The sequence below is a fragment of the Sphingobium sp. B2D3C genome, assembly GCF_025961835.1.
Lineage (GTDB): Bacteria > Pseudomonadota > Alphaproteobacteria > Sphingomonadales > Sphingomonadaceae > Sphingobium.
In genome coordinates this window covers 3,310,987-3,332,675 of record NZ_JAOQOK010000001.1, presented here as the reverse complement: position 1 = coordinate 3,332,675, position 21,689 = coordinate 3,310,987, and the positions used below count along the sequence as shown (strand labels likewise).

The following is a 21,689-nucleotide window of genomic DNA, read 5'->3' as shown; positions in this document are numbered from 1 at the left end:
TGTTCGTCACCCCGGACTTGATCCGGGGTCCAGCTGCCCTTCGGCGCCGCGTCGTAAGAAGCGGGATGCCGGATCAGGTCCGGCATGACGTGGGAGGACAAGGTAGAAGTCACCCCACCGACCCTTCCAACGAAATCCCGAGCAGCTTCTGTGCTTCCACCGCGAATTCCATCGGCAGTTGCTGGAGCACGTCCTTCGCAAAGCCGTTGACGATAAGGCTCACCGCCGCTTCCTGATCCAGCCCGCGCTGCAGGGCGTAGAAGAGCTGATCGTCGCTGATCTTGCTCGTCGTCGCCTCATGCTCGACGATGGCGCTCGGGTTCTTCACCTCGATATAGGGCACGGTGTGGGCGCCGCACTGGTCACCCAGCAGCAGCGAATCGCACTGGGTGAAGTTGCGCGCCCCTTCCGCATTGGCGCTCATCCGCACAAGGCCGCGATAGGTGCCATTGGACTTGCCGGCGCTGATGCCCTTGGAGACGATCGTCGAACGGGTGTTCTTCCCGTTGTGGATCATCTTGGTGCCGGTATCGGCCTGCTGGCGATTGTTGGTCACAGCCACCGAGTAGAACTCGCCGACGCTGTTCTCGCCGTTCAGCACGCAGCTGGGATATTTCCACGTGATCGCGCTGCCGGTTTCCACCTGAGTCCAGCTCACCTTGCTATTGCGCCCCTGGCAGAGCGCGCGCTTGGTGACGAAATTGTAGATGCCGCCCTTGCCCTCAGCATCCCCGGGGTACCAGTTCTGCACGGTCGAATATTTGATCTCGGCATCGTCGAGCGCGACCAGTTCGACCACGGCAGCGTGGAGCTGATTCTCGTCGCGCTGCGGGGCGGTGCAGCCTTCCAGATAGGAGACGTAGCTGCCCTTGTCGGCGACGATCAGTGTGCGCTCGAACTGGCCGGTATTCTCGGCATTGATGCGGAAATAGGTGGAGAGCTCCATCGGGCAGCGGACGCCCTCGGGAATGTAGACGAAGGTGCCATCCGAGAAGACCGCGCAGTTCAACGTGGCGAAGTAATTGTCATGCATCGGCACGACCTTGCCGAGCCACTTCTTCACCAGATCGGGGAACTCGCGGATCGCCTCGCTGATCGAGCGGAAGATGACGCCGGCTTCCTCCAGTTCCTTGCGGAAGGTGGTGGCGACCGAAACGCTGTCGAACACGGCGTCCACAGCGACCCGGCGCGCGCCCGCGACATTGGCGAGCACTTTCTGCTCCTCGATTGGAATGCCCAGCTTCTCGTAAGTCCGGCGGATCTCCGGATCGAGCTCGTCCAGGCTCCCCAGCTCGACCTTCTTCTTGGGCGCCGCATAATAATAGGCGTCCTGATAATCGATGGGCGGCACGTTGAGCTTCGCCCAGTCCGGCGAGTCCATCGTCAGCCAGTGGCGATAGGCCTTGAGGCGCCACTCCAACATCCATTCCGGCTCGTTCTTCTTGGCCGAGATGAAGCGGACAGTGTCCTCGCTCAGGCCCTTGGGCGCGAACTCCTGCTCGATGTCCGAACTGAAGCCCCACTCATAGTCGCTCACCTTCTTGGCGGCGGCGAGCGCATCTTCATTCTTGGGGCGGGTATCGACCGGGGCAGTCATTGCACGGACTCCATGGCGGTGGCGCTTGCAGGGCCAGTCAGGCCCGGAGGCGAGAAAGCCGCAACCGGCAGCGTTTCAGGGGAAGCGATGAGATGAGCCAGCGTGACATGCGCCAGCGCATCGCGGACCAGCGCGTTGACGCCGATCCAGTGCGGGCGGATGTCACAGGGCTGCGAGAGGGCGCAGCATTCCGCCCCGTGCGGCTCGAGGCAGCCAGTGAGCGCGATCGGTCCATCGACCGCTTCGATGATGTCGGCCAGCGTGATCGCCGCCGCCGGGCGCGCCAGCTTGATGCCGCCGCCGCTGCCACGCGTCGCCTTGATCAGCCCGGCCCGTCCGAGCAGGCTCGCAAGCTTCTGTCCCGTCGGCACCGGAATGCCGGCCTTGGCCGAGAGGCTCGCCGCATTCGCCCGCGCGCCACCGCACTGCGAGGCGGCGGTCCGCATCATCAGCACGGCATAATCGGCAAGGCTCGACAGGCGCATGTTTGCAAACGACTCTCAAATCGGAGTAAATCGGTCTGATTGCGCAAATGGGCCGGCGCTCGCCGGAAATCAAGCCCGAAAGCAGAGCAATTCGCAGCGCGGGCGCTTCTGTTGCCTTACGCCATCAGGGGCGGGCAGGCGACAGCGGCTGGCGAGTCAGCTGATCTGGCTCAACCTGGCGATCCCGCCCTTCAGCTCCGCGCGCTTCATCGAGAGGCGAATCACGATGCTGGCCCGCTCGCGCAGTTCGGTGGGCGTGAGACCCGTGAAATGCTTGATCTCGCGGATGAAATGCGACTGGTCATAGAAGGCATCGCCGCTCACTTCCGCCCATTCCAGATCTTCGCGCGCCAGAACCTGGGCACAGCGCAGCGCCCGATACTTTCGCGCCAGATATTTGGGCGGCGCGCCGTACAGGCGGTTACACCAGCGCGCGAGCTGGCGCGCGGAAAGGCCCGTCGTCTCCTGCAGCACCTCGACCCGCGGCGACTGTTCGTCTGCCAGCCAGCGGTCCACGACCTCGATGAATTTGCGCTCTGCATCCGGGACGGGATGAAGGTGATCGCGGATGAAAGCCCAGAAGATAGCTTCCGCGCTGCCGGGATCATCGATCCTCCGCAGCGCCGAGAGCATGTCGGTCCAGCCCGGGCCGAACCGGGCAGCGAGATCGACGACATCATCGGATGCCGCATCCGCATCGCCCGCCCGCAGCGCCGCCCAGCCCAGCGGTAGAACGGAAACGCCGAACACCTGCAGCGGCCCGTGCACATCGAAATGCGTCGCCGCGCTGGTCGCGCCGAGCAGGCAGCATTCAGGGGTCTCCGCCCGGTGCCCGTCCACGAACCGATAGGCGCCCGAACCGGCGAGCATGAAGCGAATTTGCGCGAAGTCCGCACGGGTATGGTCCGCCACGCGCGGCTGGTCCGCCGTGAACAAGTACATTGCGCCAAAATAATGTGCCAGATCGACAGGCGGAACGAAGTAGCTGAGCGCTACCATGTCCGCAGTATCGGCAACGGAGAATCTGTGACGCACGCGCGACCCTGACCACTCTCCAGGGAAAGACGAGCCGAAATGTTCGATCGGAAGGACTGGCAGTTCGGCAGGGCCAAGGCCACGCCATCGCGTGCTCCACCCTGACCGACCTTTCGCACAAATCGCTGATGCGGCAAATAAAAAAGCGGCCCGGCAGGCAATATCACCCGCCAGACCGCTAAAGTTCAAGGTCTCTGAGCCAAATGACCAAGAGCCCTTCGGGTCGCAGTCTCGCCGTAACGCGATTCGTTCAGCTTGGATTGGACGGAATCGTCATGATAATGCGAATCGTAGCCCGGTGGACATTCCACGCCACGGCTCCGTCGCGCTGCCCTTTGACCGCTTGACCGAGCGCTGGCATAGCGCGCGGCATGTACCAGAAGCTCCGCCCTCTCCTGTTCGCGCTCGACGCGGAGCGCGCCCATGGGCTCGCCCTTGCCGCGCTGCGCCTGCCTTTGCCCTCCGCCCCCAAGCCGGACCCAGTTCTGGCCCAGCGGCTGTTCGGACTGGACTTCGCCAGCCCCGTCGGCCTCGCTGCCGGGTTCGACAAGAATGGCGAGGTGATTGACCGGGTCGGCGCGCTGGGCTTCGGCTTTGGAGAACTGGGGACGCTGACCCCACGCCCACAGGTCGGCAATCCACGCCCGCGCATTTTCCGGCTGGTCGAGGATGGCGGCATCATCAACCGGCTGGGGTTCAACAATGGCGGGCAACCGGCGGCCTGCGCCCGGCTCGGTCGACGCGGCAAGCCACGGGGGCTGATCATCGGCATCAACATCGGCGCCAACAAGGACACCGAGGATCGCATTGCCGATTATGAGGAAGGTGTGCGGGCCATGAGCCCCCATTGCCATTACCTCACCGTCAATGTGTCGTCGCCCAATACCCCCGGCCTGCGCGCCCTGCAGGACCGGGGCGCGCTCGACGCCCTGCTCGGCCGCGTGATGGCCGCGCGTGCAGAGGATGGGCCGCCGATGCTGCTTAAGATCGCACCCGATCTCGAGCCGGCGGACGTCGACGACATCGCGGAACTGGCTTTGCAGCACCGCATCGACGGACTGATCGTAACGAACACCACGATCAGCCGTCCGGCCTCCCTCCGCTCCGCCAATGCCGGGGAATCGGGTGGCCTGTCCGGCGCACCGCTGCATGATATGGCCCTTGGCCGCCTGCGCGATTTCCGCCAGCGCCTCGGCGACCGGCTGCCGTTGATCGGCGCCGGCGGCATCCGTACCGCCGAGCAGGCCTATGCCCGCATCCGCGCCGGCGCGAGCCTCATCCAGCTCTATTCGGCGATGGTCTATGAGGGGCCGTATCTGCCCGCGCGCATCAATGCCGGGCTCGCCGATCTCTTGCGCCGGGATGGGTTCACGTCGATCAGCCAGGCTGTCGGGGTCGATACGCGCTGAGGAATCGCCGACCTCAACGGATCGACATTGCCTTTGCGCTGTTTTTGCGATGAGGTCGCGCCAGACGAACTGAACGGAATTCGCCCATCATGGATGCCAGCCCACCGCCCCGCAAGATCGAGGATCACGCCTTTCTCGCGCTGGTCATCCTCATCACGGTCGCCTTCGCGTTCATTCTGGAGCCTTATTTCCAGGCGATCCTGTGGGGCGTGATCATCGCCATCCTGTTCCAGCCGGTGCATCGCGAGATTCGCGACATCATGCCGCGCTGGCCCAGCGCTGCTGCCGGCCTGACGTTGCTGCTCATCATCGCACTGGTGATCGTACCGGCGCTGCTGCTCACCATCGCGCTGATCCAGGAAGCGAGCGTGTTCTACGCGCGCATTCAGTCCGGCGAGATCAACTTCGCGCAATTGTTCGATGATCTGCGCGCCAGCATGCCCGCTTGGTCCGAAAGCTGGCTCCAGCGTTACGGGCTCGACAATTTCAATGCCGCGCAAGAGCGGCTGCGCGAAGCGGCGGCAGACAGCTTCCAGTTCGTGGCAGCGCAGGCCGTCAACATCGGCCAGAGTGCGTTCAGCCTGTTCATCGCGTTCACCGTCATGCTCTATCTCACCTATTTCCTCCTACGCGACGGCGAGACGCTCATGGAGAGCGTGATCAAGCGGACGCCACTGCGCGATGGCCCGCGCCGGGAACTGCTCCGCCAGTTCGTGCTGGTGATCCGCGCGACCGTGAAGGGCAGCATTATCGTCGCCATCGTGCAGGGCTTCATCGGCGGGGTCGTGTTCTGGCTGCTAGGCGTCGAAGGCGCCTTGCTGTGGGGCGTGATGATGGGCTTCTTCTCGCTGCTGCCCGCCGTGGGTACCGGCATCGTCTGGGTGCCGGTCGCAGTCTACCTGCTGGTCAGCGGCGCGCTGGCCCAAGCGCTCATCCTCATCTTCTGCGGCATCTTCGTGATCGGGATGGTGGATAATCTGCTGCGGCCGATCCTCGTCGGGCGGGATACCAGGATGCCGGACTATCTGGTGCTCATCACCACGCTGGGGGGGCTGCAACTGTTCGGCTTCAGCGGGCTGGTGATCGGTCCGGTTATCGCTGCCCTGTTCATCGCCACCTGGAACATCGTGGCCGGGATGCGCGGGCAGGATGAGGCTGCGCTCCCCATCACGGAGCCAGACGACCTGCCGGATGCCGCTTCCGTGCCGGTCGGCGAGGTGGAAGCGCGCTTACGCACCGATGCGACAGGCACGCAGAAGCCGGCTTCGTCGCCACAAGGCGGTTGACGCTGTCCCGGATCAGGGCTAATGGCCCGGCCTTCGCGCGCCTGCGGCTTCCGCCTGGCGAGTCGGGCCGCGCGCCCAAAAACAGTTTCGAGTTCGAGGAATTTCATGGCCAATACGCCGCAGGCAAAGAAGCGCATTCGTCGCAACGCACGTCGCGCCGAGATCAACGGTAGCCGCATGAGCCGCATCCGCACCCTCGTAAAGAAGGTGGAAGCAGCGGTCGCAGCTGGTGACAAGTCGGCGGCGCAGGCAGCCCTTTCCGCCGCACAGCCTGAGCTGTCGCGCGGCGTGGCCCGTGGCGTGCTCCACAAGAACACCGCTTCGCGCAAGTTCAGCCGCCTGACCAAGAGCGTCGCCGGCCTGGCCTGAGCGCTCTCGCGGATTTCGAGACAAGAACGGCGTCGGACTTTCCGGCGCCTTTTTTGTTGTCCGGACGAGCGGCTGGCCCCTTCCGTCCCTCATGATCAGCCGCGCCTCTCGCGGGCTCGTCAGTCCTGCCCGGCGATCTTGATCTTCTTCCCAAGCAGGGTCCGCACATAGATCCGCTGGACCATCACGAACACCACCACCGTCAGCGGCGCAGCCAGCAGCATGCCCATGAAGCCGAACAGAAGCCCGGCCGCCACTACCGCGAAGAGCAGCACGGCGGGCGGCACGTCCACGGCCTGTTTCTGAATCATCGGCTGCAGGAAATTGCCCTGCAACTGCTGGATGACGAGAAAAACCAGGGTCGTCCACAAGGCGGTCATCGGCGACACGGTGAAGGCGAGCAGGACGGCCGGCACGCCCGCGATGATCGGGCCGATCATCGGGATCACATCCAGCAGACCCGCAATAATGCCAAGACCGCCTGCTGCGGGCACGCCCAGCGCCGCGAGCCCGGCCCAGGTCAACGCCGCCACGACCACCGACGAGACAGCCTGTCCCATCATCCAGCCTCGCAAGCCGCGCACCGCATCATCGAGTGCCTCGCCGAGCGGGGACTCGGCCCGCTGGGGCATCAGCAAGATGAGGCCGCGCCGATAGACGGCGGGATCGCTGGCGATGAAAATGGCGCCAACGAACAGCAGCACCAGATTGGCTATACCATTGCCCGCCGTGAGCGCATAACCGCCGGCCTGAGAGAGAAGATTGGAGAGGTCGCCCTGCCCCTGCTCGATCAGGTCGCGGGTGGCGTCGCCGAGGCCAAACCGCTCCAGCAGCGCCTGCACCTGATCGATGGCGGGCGGAATGCTGTCCCGGATGGTGTCGAATTCGCCGACGATCTGCGTGCCGAACAGCGTAAAGGCGCCGGTGATGACCGCCAGCAGGGTCACCACTGCAAGCGCCAGCCCAAGCCCGCGCGGCAACCCGGGGATGCGGCAGATGACGCGGGTTATGGCGTCGAGAATGGCCGCCAGCACCAGCGCCGCGAAGACCAGCAGCAGCAGGCCGGACATTTTGACGAATAGCCACGCTGTGCCCACGACCGCCAGAATGATCACGGTCGCCATGGCGATCCGCGCGCCCGGACCTTGCCGTTCGCGCGGCGCCTGATCCGCCTCGCGCTGCTGAACTGTCATGACATCCCCCTTATCGTTCGCCGCCAGCTTAGTGCCTCGCGGTGTCTGCGCAATGTACCGTTGGGCTTCCGCTCACCAGCCGAAGCGCGATGCCCCGCTCGCCAAAGGGCCGGCAGAAACGGTCTGCAGGCGCCGGTAACGCGCTTCGATCAGGCTGAATATGCCAAAACCGAGCAAGCCGATGGCAATCAGGATGTCCCACGGATTGGTCAGCCAGGCGAGCGCATCCGACATGCCCCCGGCCTCGCTTGCCTGCGAATCCAGCCCCGCAGAGACCAGAAAACCGCCAGTGATCAGGAAGATCGCCCCACGCGCCGCATAGCCCAGCCGACCGGTCCATTGTGCCCAGGCCTTGCGCGCGACCTGCGGTTCCAGGTGCTTCAAGTAGCTGCCCTTGGCGGCCTTGAAGAGCTGGTACAGCCCCGTCCCGATCAGGATCAGGCCACCGATGATGAGCAGGATAAAGCCGCCCGGCAATTGGAGGGCGCTCTGTGCGCTTTCCTCCGTCCCGCCGCCCGAGCCACCGGAGGTGCCCCGCATGAGCCGGATCGCCTGCCACGCCAGAAACAGGTGGATCAGGCCGCTTGCTGCCGCGCCGACGCGGCTGATCTTGCCCTTGGTATCATCATCATGCTGCTCGATGTTGAAAGCGGCGTCCGACAGCCGCCAGAGCCCATAGCCGATCAACCCCGCCGCCATCAGGCCGAGGAGTATCATGCCGCCACCATCGCCGAGATATTCAAGCGCGCCCGACGGATCCTCGGCCCGCCCGGCCCGCAACACGAGAAAGGCAATGACGATGTAAAGCGCGCCACGGGTCGCGAAGCCGGCGCGCGCGAGCATCGTCAGTCTGGCTCCGGCATCCATGTACGCATCTCCCTGTTCACCGACGCTAACGATCAGGGCGCAGCGACGTTCCGCGCCGATGCGTCGATCGGATAAGGTTCGCTCGACCGGGAGAGGTCGCTCATAAGGGAGGCCTTGGACCGTGCAACGGTCAGGCGGTGGTGGCGCGGCTGTCCATGGGTGACACGTCCACCGAATTGAAGGTCTTCTGGGAATGGCCGCCGACGAACACGCCGTCGATGGGCGAGATGTCCGAATAATCCCGGCCCATGCCGACGACGAGATGATCGCCATTGGCGAGCACGCCATTGGTGGGATCGATCCCCACCCAGCCGCGCAGGGGACCGCACCACAAGGCCACCCAGGCGTGCATCGCGTCCGCGCCGACCAGCCGCGCTTGCCCCGGCGGCGGATCGGTCCGCAGATAGCCGCTCACATAAGCCGCCGGCAAACCGGCGGCACGCAGCGCGACGATGAGGATGTGCGCGAAATCCTGGCAGACGCCGCGCCGGATGGAGAAGGCCTCGGCCACCGGCGTATCGGCTTCGGTTGCCTTGGTGTCGTAATGGAAGGTCGCCTGAATGTGCCGGGCCAGCGCCAGTGCCGCGCTCAGGCAGTCCGCATCGGGCGCCAGATGCGGCCGCGCCCAGGCGGCGATCTGCGGCACGAGCGGTAGCAAGCGGGATGGGAAGATATAGGTCACGGGGGACATCGGCCCGACATCCATGACGGCTAGCGCCGCCTGCGCCACCTTCGTCACGCTCATCTGGGCGCCAAGCAGATCCAGCTCGGCCTCGCTCACATCGGCAATGAAGGTGGAGCGCACTTCCAGCGAGGCCACCGGCTTGAGCATCTCGATGCGGGTGAGGTTGAACGGATAGGCACCGACGCGCTCCTGGCGCACGTCGGGCACAGGATCGACGATGAGGCGATAGTCCCGCACCTGCTGACCCGGCCATGCGATGGGCGCAAGACGCAGATTGAAATGCGCCAGCCGCACGGGCGGATCATAATCGACGCGGATGATGTGGCTGACCCGATATCTCATCGCCTGTTATGCATCCGCCTCATCTATGCCAGCCGCGTCATGCCGGAGGCGCGCGGCGCATCCTCGCCCTTGAGGAAGAACCGATCGTCGATCCGATCCGAGAGATCGAGCAGCGCTGTCTCGATGACCTCCAGATCGCGCGCCGTGAGCATCTCGGCGGAGGCGGCGTGCAGGCGGGCGGAGAGCGCCAGAGCGAGTTGCACCGGCGGCTCGGGCATCCCGTCGTCGCGCAGCGTCGGCAAGGCGCGCAGATGATCGAGAATCGCATCGACCTGAAAGGCAAGCGAGCGCGGATTGCCCGGCTCCAGCAGCAGCATGTCGCGCACCGGCGCCAGCGCCAGACCGGAGAGGTAGCGGGTGCGATAGCTGATCTGGCAATCGCAGAGATCCAGAAACAGATTGAGATCATGCCCATTGGCATCGTCGCCGGCAAAGGTGCGCGCCAGCCGGCAAAGGTGGATGGCGCGCTCCAGCCGCCGGCCCAGCTCCAGGAAACGCCAGCCGGCGCCGCGCACCATATTCTCGGCGGACAGGCCAGAGAGCGCCGCGCAACGATCCAGCAGCCGCGCGACATGGGCCATGAGTTGAGATTCGCGCGCTTCGCTCACCCGGTCGATCTGGCGGCTGAGCAGGCGCCAGAAGTCCACCGCCAGCCGCTCGCGCAGGCCCCGGCCAATCGCTTCGGCCGCCTCGAACAGGGACTGGACGCTACCCGGCATCTCCGGATCGCTGAGTGCATGGACGCAAAGCTTGCCGGTGCCTTCACCCAGCTTGTCCTTGCGGGCGCTGCCCCAGGCAACCAGCGTATCGGCCACGCGGCCGAGCGTCGGGCGGTCGAGCGCGGAGGCTGCCTCGCCTTCGATGCTGCCGCCGATCAGCACGCGGATCATCCGCAGCACCATTTCGCCACGCTCCAGATAGCGCGCGAGCCAAAAGAAGTTATCCGCCGCCTTACTGGGCAGCGTGCCGGCGACGCGGCGAATGGCGACCGGCGCACCGCTGTCGAGCGTGACCACCGCCGTCTGCGGTTCATCGGCGACAATGCAGACGTCGGCGGACATGTCGCCCTGCCCCATCAGCACCGCCCGCATGTCGTCATGGGCTGCAAGCCGCGCAAACCCGCCCGGCATTGCGCGCCACTGGCCATGCGCATCGCGGGCGAGAAAGGCGCGCAGGATGAACGGGCGGGGCAGCAGCACGCCATCGACCAGCGCCGGCGTGGTGGACAATTGCACCAGCTCCTGCCCGATATAATCCATCGGGCGCTGCTCCAGCTCGGCGAGGAACGCGGCATTCTCGGCCGGACTGAGGCGCGAGGCCAGGCGCGCGCGGCCATGGGGGATCGCCGGCACCGGCAAGCCGAAGGCAGAGCCGATGGCCAGCCGGTCCGCCTGCTCGCGGACGTGGGCGCGCTCCTTCGCTTGCCCGCACCACCATGTCGCGACATTGGGAATACGCAGCGGCTCGCCGAGCAACTTGCGGCAGAGGCGCGGCAGGAACGCGGCGAGCGCCGGCGTCTCCAGCACCCCGGCGCCGGGCCAGTTGGCGATGACAAGGCCGCCATGGCGCATCGCCTCGAAAATATCCGGCACACCGATGGTCGAGCGTGAATCGAACGCCAGCGGGTCGAGCAGGTCCGTGCCCATCCGCCGCCACAGCCCATCGACCCGCTTCACACCCTCGACGGTGCGGACGTAAAGCTGCCCGTCGCGCACGGTGAGGTCCTGCCCCTCGACCAGCAGGATGCCGAGATAGCGCGCGAGGTGCGCCTGCTCGGCATAGCTCTGGTTGTAGCGCCCCTGCGTCAGCAGCGCGATGCGCGGATCGGGCCGGGCACAGATGGCGGCGAGGCCCTGCCGGAAATCGGAGAAGAAGGGCGCCAGCCGCACGAAATTGACGATCCCGAGTGCGTCATCCGTCGCCCGCGTCATCGCGAGGCGGTTTTCCAGCGCATAGCCGGCACCGACCGGTGTGCGCACATAATCCGCCAGCACCCGCCATTCGCCATCCGGCCCGCGCGCCAGATCGACCGCGTAAAATTGCAGCCGGTGGCCGCGCGGCGGCGGCAGGCCGCGCATCTGCCGCCAGTAATCCGGCGCGCCGGCCACGATCGCCGCCGGCAGCTCGCCACTGGCGACGAGGCTGCACGCGCCATAGAGATCATCGAGCACATGCTCGAGCAGATCGGCCCGCTGCGCCAGACCCGCCTCGATGCCCTGCCACTGCGTCGCGTGGATCAGCATCGGCACGGGACTGAGCGGCCAGACGCGCTCCTCAACCTCGCCGGTCAGGCGGAAGGCCATGCCGAGATCGACGACCTGCTGGTCGGCCCGAGCCTGCAGGCCGGCGAAGCCGCCCCGCGCGGCGCTGGCAATGGCACCGAACATCGCTTCCCAGCGATGCGCCATGGCAGGATCGCCCTGCGCCGCGAGCATGAGATCACCGCGCCCGGCTTCCCGCGCATAGCGCGCGAGGGCCTGGCCGATGTCCTCTTCCCCGGCAGTCATGGCAAGCGACGCATTCAAAGGGTCGCGGGCCGTCGCAGATCGAGCGTCAATGGAAATTCCCCCGTTTTCTCATCCGGCGGCAGCGCCATGGAGCCCGGCGTATGGCCATGATCTTGGAACCGAGCCTTGCGCCGCGCCTCCGCCTCATAGGCATTCACCGGCACGTCGTCATAATTGCGTCCGCCCGGATGCGCCACATGATAGACGCAGCCGCCGAGCGACCGGCCGCTCCACGCGTCGAACACATCGAAGGTCAGCGGTGCGTTGACCGGCAGGCGGGCATGGAGACAGTCTGACGGCGCCCACGCCTTGTACCGCACGCCGCCCACCGCCTCGCCCGCCACGCCAGTGGCTGCCAATGGCACCCGACGCCCGTTGCAGGCGACGACATGCCGCCCCTCGACCAGCCCGGAGACGCGCACCTGCAGCCGCTCGGTTGAGCTGTCCACATAGCGCACGGTGCCGCCGATCGCGCCGGTTTCACCCAGCACATGCCAAGGCTCCAGCGCATGGGAAATCTCCAGTTCCAGCCCGCCGGCCCGTACCGCGCCATGGACCGGGAAACGGAACTGCTTCTGCGCTTCGAACCAGTTGGGGTCGAAATCATAACCGGCCCGGCGGAGGTCACCGAGCACGTCGAGAAAATCCTCCCAGACGAAATGGGGCAGCATGAAGCGATCGTGCAGGCGCGTGCCCCAGCGCACCAGATTACCTTCCTGCGGTTCGCGCCAGAACCAGGCAGTGAGCGCGCGCAGCAGCAATTGCTGCGCCAGACTCATTCGCGCGTCCGGCGGCATCTCGAAGCCGCGGAACTCGACCAGCCCCAGCCGCCCGGTCGGCCCATCGGGCGAGAACATCTTGTCGATGCAGATCTCGGTGCGGTGCGTATTGCCAGTCACGTCCACCAGCAGGTTGCGGAACAGCCGGTCGACCAGCCAGGGAGGTGGCGTGGCGCCTTCCCCCGGTTTCGGCACCTGCGCCAGCGCCACCTCCAGCTCGTACAGCCCGTCATGCCGCGCCTCGTCGATTCGGGGTGCCTGGCTGGTGGGACCAATGAACAGACCGGAAAAGAGATAGCTGAGCGAAGGATGGCGCTGCCAGTAGAGCACGAAGCTCTTGAGCAGGTCCGGCCTGCGGATGAACGGTGAATCGGTGAGGCTCGGCCCGCCGAGCACGAGATGATTGCCGCCACCCGTCCCCACCGCGCGCCCATCGACCATGAACTTGTCGGCCGTGAGCTTGAGCGCCCGCGCGACATCGTAGAGCGTTTCGGTCAGTTCGACCGTCTCGCCCCATGTCGCGACCGGCTGCACATTGACCTCGATGACGCCGGGATCGGGCGTGATCTTGAGCACCTGCAGGCGGGGGTCGGGCGGCGGAGCATAGCCCTCGATCCGCACTTCGACGCGCATGGCGCAGGCTGCGGCCTCCACCTGCGCGATCAGCTCCAGATAATCCTCCAGCTCACGCACCGGCGGCAGGAAGACGGAGAGATAATGCGCCTTGGGCTCGACGGTGATCGCGGTGCGCACCGCGCCCTCGATGATCTCCTGCTCCACACGCTCCTGCGCAGCCGCGCCGCCAGCCTCCGCGCGGGAGGCGACCATCTGCTCGCGCACATCCGGCCGGTGTGCCCGCTCCGCACGCTGGACATGATAATCCGCAAGCGGCTCGCGGGGTTCGCTCGTGTCGCGCGGGTGGATGTAGGGGAAGTCGGCCGGCGGCACGAAGGGCAGCGAGCCCAGCGGCAAGCGATAGCCGAGCGAGCTGTCGCCCGGCACGGCATGGAGCTTGCCCCGGCGCACCGCCCAGACCTCGCTCTGCCAGCGTGGCTTGGTCTGCGCGGCCTGCCAGCGCTGGATGGGCAGGGCATAGCCGACGGGCTCGACCAGCCCCATCGCAAACGCCTTCTTCATCCGCTCGCGCGCCTCGACATCGCTGAGCTTGTTATCGTCTGGCGTAACATTGACGGGCAAATCTTCCGCCTTGCGCGCCCACTCCTGCTCATCCTCATAGACCGGCGCGACATAATCGGGCTGAACCTCAAGGCCTGCGGCGATAGTCGCCAGAAAGCGCGCGGCAAGCGCCGGCGTCGCGAGCGGCTTGCGCTCGGCCTCTTCCCGCGCGATCAGCATCGGGTCGCGCCACACCGGCACGCCATCCTTGCGCCAGTAGACCGCATAGGCCCAGCGCGGCAGGCTCTCGCCGGGATACCATTTGCCCTGACCGTGGTGGAGCATCCCGCCCGGCGCGAATTTCTCCCGCAGCGCTCGCACGAGCTTGTCCGCATAGCCCTGCTTGGTCGGCCCGACGGCGCCGCCGTTCCACTCATCCTCCTGCCCGCCATTCTCGGCGACGAAGGTCGGTTCACCGCCGGTCGTCAGCCGCACATCCTGCGCGACGAGGTCGGCGTCCACCTGCTCGCCCAGCGCCTGCACCGCGGCCCAGCGCTCATCGGTGAACGGTTTGGTGATCCGCACCGCCTCGGCAATGCGCGAGACGCGCATCTCGAAGCGGAAGTCCACTTCCGCCGGCTCGGCCAGCCCCTCAATGGGCGAAGCCGAGCGATAATGGGGCGATGCACAGAGCGGGATATGCCCCTCGCCGGCGAACATGCCGGAAGTGGCATCCAGCGCGATCCAGCCAGCGCCCGGCACATAAACTTCCGCCCAGGCGTGGAGATCGACCACGTCGCGCGTCACGCCCTTGGGGCCTTCCACCGGCTCGACATCCGCAACCAGTTGGATCGAATAGCCCGAGACGAACCGCGCCGCGAAGCCCAGCCGCCGCACCAGCTGCACCAGCAGCCAGGCGCTGTCCCGGCAGGAGCCGGTGCCGATCTGCAGGGTCTCTTCCGGGGTCTGCACCCCGGTTTCCATGCGGATGACATAGCCGATACGCTGTTCGAGCTGGCGATTGATCTCCACCAGAAAATCGATGGTGCGGCCCTGATGGCCTGCGTGCTGCGCCACCAGCGCCTCGAACAGAGGCCCCTGCGCCTCGACCTCGAAATAGGCGGCCAGATCCGTCTTCAGCGCCTCGTCATAGGCGAACGGATACTCCTCGGCATAAGGCTCGACGAAGAAATCGAACGGATTGATGACGTCGAGATCGGCGAGCAGATCCACTTCCACCACGAAACGGTCGACCGGATCGGGAAAGACCAGCCGCGCCTGCCAATTGCCGTGCGGGTCCTGCTGCCAGTTGATGAAATGGCCCTCCGGCTCGATCCGCAGGGCATAGTTCGGCACCTTGGTGCGGCTGTGCGGCGCGGGTCGAAGCCGGATGATCTGCGGCCCGAGACGGATCGACCTGCTGTAGTGATAGGCCGTGCGATGATAGACTGCAGCTTTGAGCATCCGCACAGTGAATGCGAATATTGTGCAATGCGCAATAGACAATGCACGCCCGGTGCGCCAACGGCTCGGCCCGGCCTTTCCAAAACGTTAAGAAACGGCGGTCAGGGATTGCACGAGCAGGACGGCGCGCAAGCCGGGCGCAACAGAGGAAGGCATGGCGGAACAGGATTTCAGGCGGCAGGAGTATATTTCCGGGGCGCTTATCGATTGGGAGCGGCGCGGCGCTGACCATGGCGTCATCCTGACGCTGCATATCGCCGAAAGCGGCATGCGCGGCGGCCACCACCGGGTGTCGACGGCGCTTAACGACCGCCAGCTGCGTGCGCTGACCCGGGATCTCATGCGGGCGGCGCGCGCGCGTGGCCTCAGCATCGAATCGCGCACGCCGCTGCGCACGCGAATCTGGCGGCGCCTCAAGGCGATCGTAAACTGAGCGCCGGTCAGCCCGCCCGGTCGATCAGCTTGCGAAAGGCATCCAGGAAGCTGCGGAAAAAATCCTCCGTCTTCTTGTCCGTCAGCCGGCCGTCATCCTCGAACAGCTTGGCCGCGTTGCCGACATAGGCCTCGGGCTGCTGGAGGATCGGCGTATCCTGAAACACCAGCATCTGGCGCAGATGATGATTGGCGCCGAACCCGCCGAGCGCTCCGGGCGAGACGGTCATGATCGCCGCCGGCTTACCCATCCACACGCTCTGGCCGTAGGGCCGCGAGCCGACGTCGATAGCGTTTTTGAGCACGCCCGGCACCGAGCGGTTATATTCGGGCGTGACGAACAGCAGCGCGTCGGCCGGGGCGATCTCCTTGCGAAAGCGCGTCCACACCCCGGGCGGGCTGTCGGTCTCCGCATCTTCATCATAATGCGGCAAATCGCCGATCTCGACGATCCGCAGCGCCATATCGCCATCGGCGAGGCGTGCCAGCTCCAGCGCCGCCTTGCGGTTATACGAGTCCTTGCGCAGACTGCCCACGATTACCGCGACATCGATCTTCCCGCTCATCACTGACCCTTTCATCTGGTTGCTATCCGGCGCGGCCAAGGCGCAGCCGTCTCACCTTCCTGAACGGCCCGACGAGGCACGCGTTCCCCGAACACGTTCCCTGCAAGCTGCGCCCGCCGACCGGGAATCGCAACCGAACCCTCGCTCAAGCATTTCATCGCCCGGAACAAACAGAAGGAAGACGATCATGAAACAGCGCGGCACATTGATTCTGCTGCTCGGCGCGGCCCTCGCACTCCAGGCTTGCGCGACTGTCAAAGGCGCCGGCAAGGACATTGAATCGGTTGGTCAGGCCGGGCAGGAAGTGATCGACGGCAACTAAGCGAGAGTGACACGGGCGGCCTTGATACGGCCGCCCGATCCTTCAAGAGCCCGCCCGCCAACTATCAACGTCCCCAGCATCACAATTTGACGGCGGCGTTGCCCCCATCCGCCCACAGCGCCGAGCCAGTCACAAAGCTCGCCATGTCGCTGGCCAGAAATAGCGCCGCCTGCGCGATTTCTTCCGGTTGGGCGATCCGCTTCATCGCGTGAAGACTTGCCGCCCAGGCCTGCTGATCGCCATCGCCTGCCATCCCTGTCGCCGTCCCGCCCGGCAGCAGAGCGTTGGCGCGAATGCCCTGCGCGCTGTAATCGGCCGTAATGCCGCGCACGAGGCCAAGCAGCCCCGCCTTCGCCGCCCCATAAGCCGACATGCCCGGCAAGCCGACGCTATTGCCCACGAAGCTGCCAGTGAAGATGAGCGCGCCGCCGCCTTGATCGAGCATGGCCGGAATCTGCGCGCGGGCGCCGAGGAAAGCCGCCGTCAGGTTGACCGGCAGCACCTGCGACCAATCCTCCGGCGTGAGATCTGCCAACGGCTGCATCGTCCCGACAAGCCCGGCATTGTTGAACGCGATATGCAGCCCCCCGAAGGTCTCACAGGCGACCGCAACGGCTCGGCGGTGCGTCTCCTCCTCGCGCACGTCGCCCGCGACAATGGCCGCACGACCACCCTGCGCTCTGATGGACTCGGCCACGCTCTCAAGCGCCGCCTCGCGTCGGGAAACCAGCACGAGGGCCGCGCCCTGTTGCGCGAACAGCAGCGCAGCGGCGCGCCCGATCCCCGAACTCGCGCCAGTGATGATGGCGACTTTGCGATCCAGTAATGTCATGATCCAGCTCCATAAGTGGAGCCGGTCAGCTAGACGCGCGGCCGGACGGGCGCGTCCCGTTTCTTGTGGTCAAACCCCTCCCGCATGGCTCAGCCCTGCGCGGAAGGCTCGTCCCCATAATACAGCTCGCCGATGCGGATTTCCTCACGGCCTTGGCTCACCCGGTGCGCATTGGTGTCGCGCAGCGAGAAGACGCAGCCGCAATATTCCTGCTGGTAGAAGCGCTCACGCTTGCTGATCTCGATCATCCGCGCCGCGCCGCCGCCCTTGCGCCAATTGAACGTCCAATATTTGATGCCGGGATAATGCGCCGCCGCGCGCTCCCCGCAATCGTTGATCTGGTTCATGTTCTTCCAGCGCGAGATGCCGAGCGACGAGGTGATGACCGGGAAGCCATGCTCATGCGCGTAAAGCGCCGTGCGCTCGAACCGCATGTCGAAGCACATGGTGCAACGCGCGCCGCGCTCGGGCTCATTCTCCATGCCCTTGGCGCGCTTGAACCAGTTCACCGTGTCATAGTCGGCATCCACGAAGGGAATATTATGCTGCTCGGCAAAGCGGATATTCTCCTCCTTGCGCAGCAGATATTCCTCCTTGGGGTGGATGTTCGGATTGTAGAAGAAGATGGTGTAATCGATGCCGCTCGCGGTCATCGCTTCCATCACCTCGCCCGAGCAGGGCGCGCAACAGCTGTGCAGCAGCACCTTCTTCTCGCCATCGGGCGGCGTGATGACCGGTCGTTCGTAATCGAGGCTATTGGGGTTCGTCATGGCGCGCGCCTTTAGCAGATCGCCGGGCGCGCGTCACCCGCTGTGCGGTGGGCGAGTGGACTGATCTATGCCTTAACCCCAATCACGGTTCGGCCTTTCCCCACGCCGTTCGGGCTTAGCTGAGAAGGACAGCCCTTCGACAGGCTCAGGGCGAACGGAGATCATATGTCTCATCATCCGCCCGACCAACCGGCCGTCCTCTAAAAGGTCGAGGTCGTGGCACCGCCATCGATGGTGAGGCTCTGGCCCGTGGTGTAGTTGGCAAACTCGCTGCAGAACATCGCCACGAAGGCCCCGACATCGTCCGCATTGCCGAAGCGCCCGCTGGCGATCCGCCAGTCTCGCACGAACTCGGCGACCTCATCCTCATAGGTCGTGCCCTTGGCCTTCGCGCGGGCATTGAACTGGTCCTCGACTGTCGCGGTGTGGTGCATGCCCGGCAGCAGGTTGTTGATGACGACATTGTGCTTGGCTACCACCTTCGAGACGGCGACGCTGTAGTTCACCAGCGCCGCCCGCGTGCTGCCGGAAAGCGCCCGGATTTCGCCGGGATATTTCGCAGCCACCGTGGCGATGTTCACCACCCGCCCCCATCGGCGCTCCACCATGCCATCGAGCACGCGGCGCATGAACTCAATGGGCGAAAGCAGCGAAATCTCGATAGCGCTCTGCCATTGCTCACCGGTGATCGCGCGATAGTCCGGCGTCATCGGCGGCGGGGCGCAGGTGCCGACGAGAATGTCCGGCTCCGGGCAGGCCGCCAGAATGCGCTCGCGCCCCTCGGCGCTGGCATGATCGGCGACGATTGGCACGACCCGCGCGCCGGTCTCATCGGCAATCTCCTGCGCCGCGTGCATCAGCCGGTCCTCGCCCCGCGCCGAGATGAACACGTCCACGCCCTCGCGGGCCAGCGCCATCGCCGCGCTCTTGCCCATGCCGGCGCTGGCGCCATTGACGATCGCCTTGCGGCCCCTGATGCCCAGATCCATGGCCTGCCTCTCCTGTGTTTCTCGTTCGGCCCAGCCTAGCGCGTCCGACTAAGCCGCGCCACCGCCCGCTCCCTCCGTCATTCCCGCGGACGCTGGAATCCAAGGGCGCGATGGAAATTCGGCTGGGTTCTAGATTCCCGCGTTCGCGGGAATGACGAACGGAAATGTCGTATCCTCTTATCCCAAAGGCCGCCCGCTTGCCGTTTCCGCCGGCATCGCTTGCGTCACGTCCCAATGCTCCACGATCAGCCCGTCCTCGATGCGGAAGATGTTCATGACCGCACTGCCGCCATCTTCCGGCCCCATCCGTCCGATGATCTGCACGGTGGCATAATCGCCATCCACCAGCACCCGCCGGACCTGAATCTCCGTGCCCGGTTTGGAGAAGACCGGCTCCAGCCATTTGAGCGCATTTTCGCGGCCATCGGCGATGATCGGGTTGTGCTGGATATAATCCTCATGGACATATCGCTCAAAGGCCCGGCGGGGATCGCGCTGCTCGTAGAGGATCGTCACGAAGTCGATCATCAACGCCCGGTTGCGCGCCGTCAGCGCGATATGATCGGCGCTCCCGGCCTGTGCCGGATCGACGACCGCGCCCTGCGCGATCGCCCGATCCACCGGAAACAGCCCTGCAGAGGACTCCGCCATGTTCAGAGCACCGCCCAATAGTTGAACACGGACTTGGTCTTCTGCCGATCCGTCTTGCCGATGAACACGGTCCGGCTGAGCCAGCCATGCGGCCCTTCCGGTGCATCGAACTGCGGCGTCACCCGCATATAATATTCGGAGGGGTCGACGGGCTCATAATTCTGCAGGCGATCCAGCACTTCCTTGGGTCCATGGCGCACGCCGGTGTTGCGCAGTTGGATCAGCGTGCCGTCGTCGGCCTCGATCAGGTAACGCGCATTGAAGTCGCAGGTCTGGTCCGGGCGGATGCTGGGCCAGTCCCCGCCGGTGTGGGGCACGATGCGCCCGTTGAGGCGCGGGCCGGTGATGCGGCCGCCGAGCACGCCCACATAGCCGCGCTCCAACCCGTCCGTGGTCGGGCCGTAGCGAAAGCGGGGGCTCAGATCGATCTCGATGGTGAAGACATATTCCAGTTCAGGCGGCTGCATACCGGTTCCTTGCATGTGGTGTGTGGATAAGGCGGGCGGCGGCGCTCAAGCGAGCGGAGGTGGCTTGGCGTTGACTTTGCCGGAGACGAAATCGTCCTCATCGGTCACCATGCGGACGCCATGGGTTTCGTATCGCAGCATCGAGGTGGCGAGGAAGCCGATGACGGCAAAGGCGGCGAGCGTGAGGAAGCCGGGCGTGATCGCGGCTTCCGTTGCCTGGGGCGAGAGCAGATTGCCGCTGCCGGCGATCAGCGCGAGAATGATCGGCCCGAGCAGCTTGCCGAAGCCGCTGACCATCTGGACGAGGCCGCCACCCAGCCCGGCGAGGCGGACTGGGAACAGTTCCGTCCCGTAAGGCGAGCTGTTGGAGGCCCCGCCATCGTAGAACAGTGATCCGCACATCAGGCACAGCAGGAACACCGGCACGCCGGCCACGAAATAAGGGTGCAGGAAGGCCGCAGCGCTGATCGTCACCGCCGTTCCGAACAGGCAGATGAGCGCGGAGCGCCAGCGACCGATGAAATGCGGGGTGATCGTCCACAGCGCCCGACCGGCGATGCCGGCAATGCTCACGAACACGAAATAGGCAGCCGCCTCGGCCGGCTGGATCTTGAGCAGCATGGTGAGCACCGTCGGCCCCCACAAGGCCACGCCGAAGCCGGCGATGCCGAGCCCGGAGCTGGTCGCCACGATCAGCCAGAAGCGACCCGGATACAGCGCAATGTCGCGCAGGCGCGCGCGGCGCACTTCCTTGGGCACGCGCGGCAGCGGGATCTGGTCCTTGGGCAGATCGACATATTTGGCGAGCACATCATGCGCTTCGGTCGCGCGGCCCTGGGAGACCAGCCAGCGGACCGATTCCGGCACCAGGAAGTAGAGTGCGAAGGCGATGACGAGCGGGAAGAAACCGAGCAGGGCGAGGCCGCGCCAGCCGATGGTCGGCAGGAAATTGGCGACCAGCAACGAGGCCAGCAACACCCCGCCGGGCGCGATCAGGCCGCTCGCACTTGCGATCATGGTCCGCCAGCGCGTCGGCGCGATCTCTATCAGCAAGGTGATCTGCGTGCCGCCATAGCCCACCCCGACGATGAAGCGCAGGAACGCGAACAGCATCCAGCTCCCGTCCGGCACGAAGGCCGCGCAGCCGGCCGCCAACGAATAGAGCACGATGCCGGAGATCAACGCCGGCTTGCGCCCGTAACGATCCGCGAACCAGGCGAAGGGTAGCGCACCCACCAATTGACCCACGCCCGCCGAGAGCAGCACGATAGAGACCTGGCCGAAGGTGAGGTTCCATTCCGGCCCGATGACGCTGACCAGAAAGCCGATGATGTAGAAATCGAAAAACTCGAACAGGCCCTGCGTCATCAACAGGACGACGAGCAGCCAGTAGCGCGGCTTGAGCCGGGCCGATTCGAAAATGTCGATGCCATCCTGCTCGGGCAGGGCCGTCGCTGCGGCAGTCATAAGCGACCACCCGCGTCCGAGGCCAGGCAGACAAGGATGCTCATCCTCAGGGGACGCCT

At 65.5% G+C, this 21,689-nt stretch carries 20 protein-coding genes; 5 read left to right on the top strand and 15 right to left on the bottom strand.

Annotation, left to right across the window (positions count from 1 at the left end; genetic code table 11):
• Positions 1–109 precede the first annotated feature (109 nt).
• The 3 genes from sufB to M2339_RS15530 form a co-directional block, all read right to left on the bottom strand.
• Complete coding sequence (gene sufB, locus M2339_RS15540; protein WP_264585898.1) at positions 110–1,597, bottom strand: Fe-S cluster assembly protein SufB; 1,488 nt, start codon at positions 1,595–1,597, stop codon at positions 110–112.
• The gene (locus M2339_RS15535; RefSeq protein WP_264573823.1) at positions 1,594–2,082 is read right to left on the bottom strand and encodes an RrF2 family transcriptional regulator; all 489 of its coding nucleotides are present in this window, start codon (positions 2,080–2,082) and stop codon (positions 1,594–1,596) included. Before M2339_RS15535 ends, sufB begins: the two co-directional genes overlap by 4 nt.
• A gap of 156 nt (positions 2,083–2,238) precedes the next feature.
• Positions 2,239–3,117 (bottom strand): AraC family transcriptional regulator, encoded by an 879-nt coding sequence (locus M2339_RS15530; RefSeq protein WP_264585899.1) that lies wholly within the window; start codon positions 3,115–3,117, stop codon positions 2,239–2,241.
• A gap of 371 nt (positions 3,118–3,488) precedes the next feature.
• On the opposite strand from M2339_RS15530, the gene M2339_RS15525 reads away from it, so the two are divergent.
• From M2339_RS15525 to rpsT, 3 genes are all read left to right on the top strand, one after another.
• Positions 3,489–4,526, top strand: coding sequence for a quinone-dependent dihydroorotate dehydrogenase (locus M2339_RS15525; RefSeq protein ID WP_264585900.1), 1,038 nt, complete (start codon positions 3,489–3,491; stop codon positions 4,524–4,526).
• A gap of 89 nt (positions 4,527–4,615) precedes the next feature.
• The gene (locus M2339_RS15520; RefSeq protein WP_181558405.1) at positions 4,616–5,812 is read left to right on the top strand and encodes an AI-2E family transporter; all 1,197 of its coding nucleotides are present in this window, start codon (positions 4,616–4,618) and stop codon (positions 5,810–5,812) included.
• A 105-nt stretch (positions 5,813–5,917) separates the two neighbouring features.
• Positions 5,918–6,181: a 30S ribosomal protein S20 gene (rpsT, locus tag M2339_RS15515; RefSeq protein ID WP_181558404.1), complete on the top strand. Its 264-nt coding sequence runs from the start codon at positions 5,918–5,920 to the stop codon at positions 6,179–6,181.
• A gap of 119 nt (positions 6,182–6,300) precedes the next feature.
• Here the strand turns inward: rpsT and M2339_RS15510 are convergent, their stop codons facing one another.
• The 5 genes from M2339_RS15510 to M2339_RS15490 all read right to left on the bottom strand — a co-directional run bounded on the left by M2339_RS15510 (position 6,301) and on the right by M2339_RS15490 (position 15,134).
• Complete coding sequence (locus tag M2339_RS15510) at positions 6,301–7,374, bottom strand: AI-2E family transporter (protein ID WP_264588013.1); 1,074 nt, start codon at positions 7,372–7,374, stop codon at positions 6,301–6,303.
• 72 nt (positions 7,375–7,446) lie between these two features.
• On the bottom strand, positions 7,447–8,241 hold the full coding sequence (locus M2339_RS15505; protein ID WP_264588014.1) for a DUF1206 domain-containing protein: 795 nt from the start codon (positions 8,239–8,241) through the stop codon (positions 7,447–7,449).
• Positions 8,242–8,371: 130 nt separating this feature from the next.
• Positions 8,372–9,268, bottom strand: a complete 897-nt coding sequence (locus M2339_RS15500) for a transglutaminase family protein (RefSeq protein WP_264588015.1) — start codon at positions 9,266–9,268, stop codon at positions 8,372–8,374.
• 23 nt (positions 9,269–9,291) lie between these two features.
• Positions 9,292–11,775 (bottom strand): circularly permuted type 2 ATP-grasp protein, encoded by a 2,484-nt coding sequence (locus tag M2339_RS15495; protein ID WP_264573830.1) that lies wholly within the window; start codon positions 11,773–11,775, stop codon positions 9,292–9,294.
• A gap of 14 nt (positions 11,776–11,789) precedes the next feature.
• Positions 11,790–15,134 (bottom strand): DUF2126 domain-containing protein, encoded by a 3,345-nt coding sequence (locus M2339_RS15490; protein ID WP_264588016.1) that lies wholly within the window; start codon positions 15,132–15,134, stop codon positions 11,790–11,792.
• Positions 15,135–15,288: 154 nt separating this feature from the next.
• Between M2339_RS15490 and M2339_RS15485 the strand changes: the two genes are divergently transcribed.
• Positions 15,289–15,567 (top strand): hypothetical protein, encoded by a 279-nt coding sequence (locus M2339_RS15485; protein ID WP_264577192.1) that lies wholly within the window; start codon positions 15,289–15,291, stop codon positions 15,565–15,567.
• A 7-nt stretch (positions 15,568–15,574) separates the two neighbouring features.
• Here the strand turns inward: M2339_RS15485 and M2339_RS15480 are convergent, their stop codons facing one another.
• Entirely contained in the window at positions 15,575–16,132 is a 558-nt protein-coding gene (locus M2339_RS15480; RefSeq protein ID WP_264588017.1) for an NADPH-dependent FMN reductase, read from the bottom strand.
• Positions 16,133–16,319: 187 nt separating this feature from the next.
• On the opposite strand from M2339_RS15480, the gene M2339_RS15475 reads away from it, so the two are divergent.
• A complete protein-coding gene (locus M2339_RS15475) occupies positions 16,320–16,454 on the top strand; it encodes an entericidin A/B family lipoprotein (RefSeq protein ID WP_181558396.1) in 135 nt (44 codons plus the stop codon).
• A 79-nt stretch (positions 16,455–16,533) separates the two neighbouring features.
• Here M2339_RS15475 and M2339_RS15470 read toward each other — a convergent pair whose 3' ends face one another.
• From M2339_RS15470 to M2339_RS15445, 6 genes are all read right to left on the bottom strand, one after another.
• Entirely contained in the window at positions 16,534–17,286 is a 753-nt protein-coding gene (locus M2339_RS15470; RefSeq protein ID WP_264588018.1) for an SDR family oxidoreductase, read from the bottom strand.
• A gap of 89 nt (positions 17,287–17,375) precedes the next feature.
• Entirely contained in the window at positions 17,376–18,056 is a 681-nt protein-coding gene (locus M2339_RS15465; protein ID WP_264588019.1) for an epoxyqueuosine reductase QueH, read from the bottom strand.
• A gap of 200 nt (positions 18,057–18,256) precedes the next feature.
• Entirely contained in the window at positions 18,257–19,045 is a 789-nt protein-coding gene (locus M2339_RS15460; protein ID WP_264588020.1) for an SDR family oxidoreductase, read from the bottom strand.
• Positions 19,046–19,222: 177 nt separating this feature from the next.
• The gene (locus M2339_RS15455; protein WP_264588021.1) at positions 19,223–19,696 is read right to left on the bottom strand and encodes a nuclear transport factor 2 family protein; all 474 of its coding nucleotides are present in this window, start codon (positions 19,694–19,696) and stop codon (positions 19,223–19,225) included.
• Between the two features lie 2 nt (positions 19,697–19,698).
• Positions 19,699–20,163, bottom strand: a complete 465-nt coding sequence (locus M2339_RS15450; RefSeq protein WP_181558391.1) for a DUF3237 domain-containing protein — start codon at positions 20,161–20,163, stop codon at positions 19,699–19,701.
• Between the two features lie 45 nt (positions 20,164–20,208).
• Positions 20,209–21,630, bottom strand: a complete 1,422-nt coding sequence (locus M2339_RS15445; protein ID WP_264588022.1) for an MFS transporter — start codon at positions 21,628–21,630, stop codon at positions 20,209–20,211.
• Between the last annotated feature and the right edge of the window lie 59 nt (positions 21,631–21,689).

Excerpts from the sequence above, each read along its gene's own strand:
- M2339_RS15475 (WP_181558396.1), top strand. The coding sequence starts at position 16,320 with ATGAAACAGCGCGGCACATTGATTCTGCTGCTCGGCGCGGCCCTCGCA.
- M2339_RS15480 (WP_264588017.1), bottom strand. The coding sequence starts at position 16,132 with ATGAGCGGGAAGATCGATGTCGCGGTAATCGTGGGCAGTCTGCGCAAG.
- M2339_RS15490 (WP_264588016.1), bottom strand. The coding sequence starts at position 15,134 with ATGCTCAAAGCTGCAGTCTATCATCGCACGGCCTATCACTACAGCAGG.
- M2339_RS15535 (WP_264573823.1), bottom strand. The coding sequence starts at position 2,082 with ATGCGCCTGTCGAGCCTTGCCGATTATGCCGTGCTGATGATGCGGACC.
- M2339_RS15525 (WP_264585900.1), top strand. The coding sequence starts at position 3,489 with ATGTACCAGAAGCTCCGCCCTCTCCTGTTCGCGCTCGACGCGGAGCGC.
- sufB (WP_264585898.1), bottom strand. The coding sequence starts at position 1,597 with ATGACTGCCCCGGTCGATACCCGCCCCAAGAATGAAGATGCGCTCGCC.
- M2339_RS15450 (WP_181558391.1), bottom strand. The coding sequence starts at position 20,163 with ATGCAGCCGCCTGAACTGGAATATGTCTTCACCATCGAGATCGATCTG.
- M2339_RS15460 (WP_264588020.1), bottom strand. The coding sequence starts at position 19,045 with ATGGATCTGGGCATCAGGGGCCGCAAGGCGATCGTCAATGGCGCCAGC.
- M2339_RS15500 (WP_264588015.1), bottom strand. The coding sequence starts at position 9,268 with ATGAGATATCGGGTCAGCCACATCATCCGCGTCGATTATGATCCGCCC.
- M2339_RS15465 (WP_264588019.1), bottom strand. The coding sequence starts at position 18,056 with ATGACGAACCCCAATAGCCTCGATTACGAACGACCGGTCATCACGCCG.
- M2339_RS15470 (WP_264588018.1), bottom strand. The coding sequence starts at position 17,286 with ATGACATTACTGGATCGCAAAGTCGCCATCATCACTGGCGCGAGTTCG.
- M2339_RS15510 (WP_264588013.1), bottom strand. The coding sequence starts at position 7,374 with ATGACAGTTCAGCAGCGCGAGGCGGATCAGGCGCCGCGCGAACGGCAA.
- M2339_RS15495 (WP_264573830.1), bottom strand. The coding sequence starts at position 11,775 with ATGACTGCCGGGGAAGAGGACATCGGCCAGGCCCTCGCGCGCTATGCG.
- M2339_RS15505 (WP_264588014.1), bottom strand. The coding sequence starts at position 8,241 with ATGGATGCCGGAGCCAGACTGACGATGCTCGCGCGCGCCGGCTTCGCG.
- M2339_RS15485 (WP_264577192.1), top strand. The coding sequence starts at position 15,289 with ATGGCGGAACAGGATTTCAGGCGGCAGGAGTATATTTCCGGGGCGCTT.
- M2339_RS15445 (WP_264588022.1), bottom strand. The coding sequence starts at position 21,630 with ATGACTGCCGCAGCGACGGCCCTGCCCGAGCAGGATGGCATCGACATT.
- M2339_RS15455 (WP_264588021.1), bottom strand. The coding sequence starts at position 19,696 with ATGGCGGAGTCCTCTGCAGGGCTGTTTCCGGTGGATCGGGCGATCGCG.
- M2339_RS15520 (WP_181558405.1), top strand. The coding sequence starts at position 4,616 with ATGGATGCCAGCCCACCGCCCCGCAAGATCGAGGATCACGCCTTTCTC.
- rpsT (WP_181558404.1), top strand. The coding sequence starts at position 5,918 with ATGGCCAATACGCCGCAGGCAAAGAAGCGCATTCGTCGCAACGCACGT.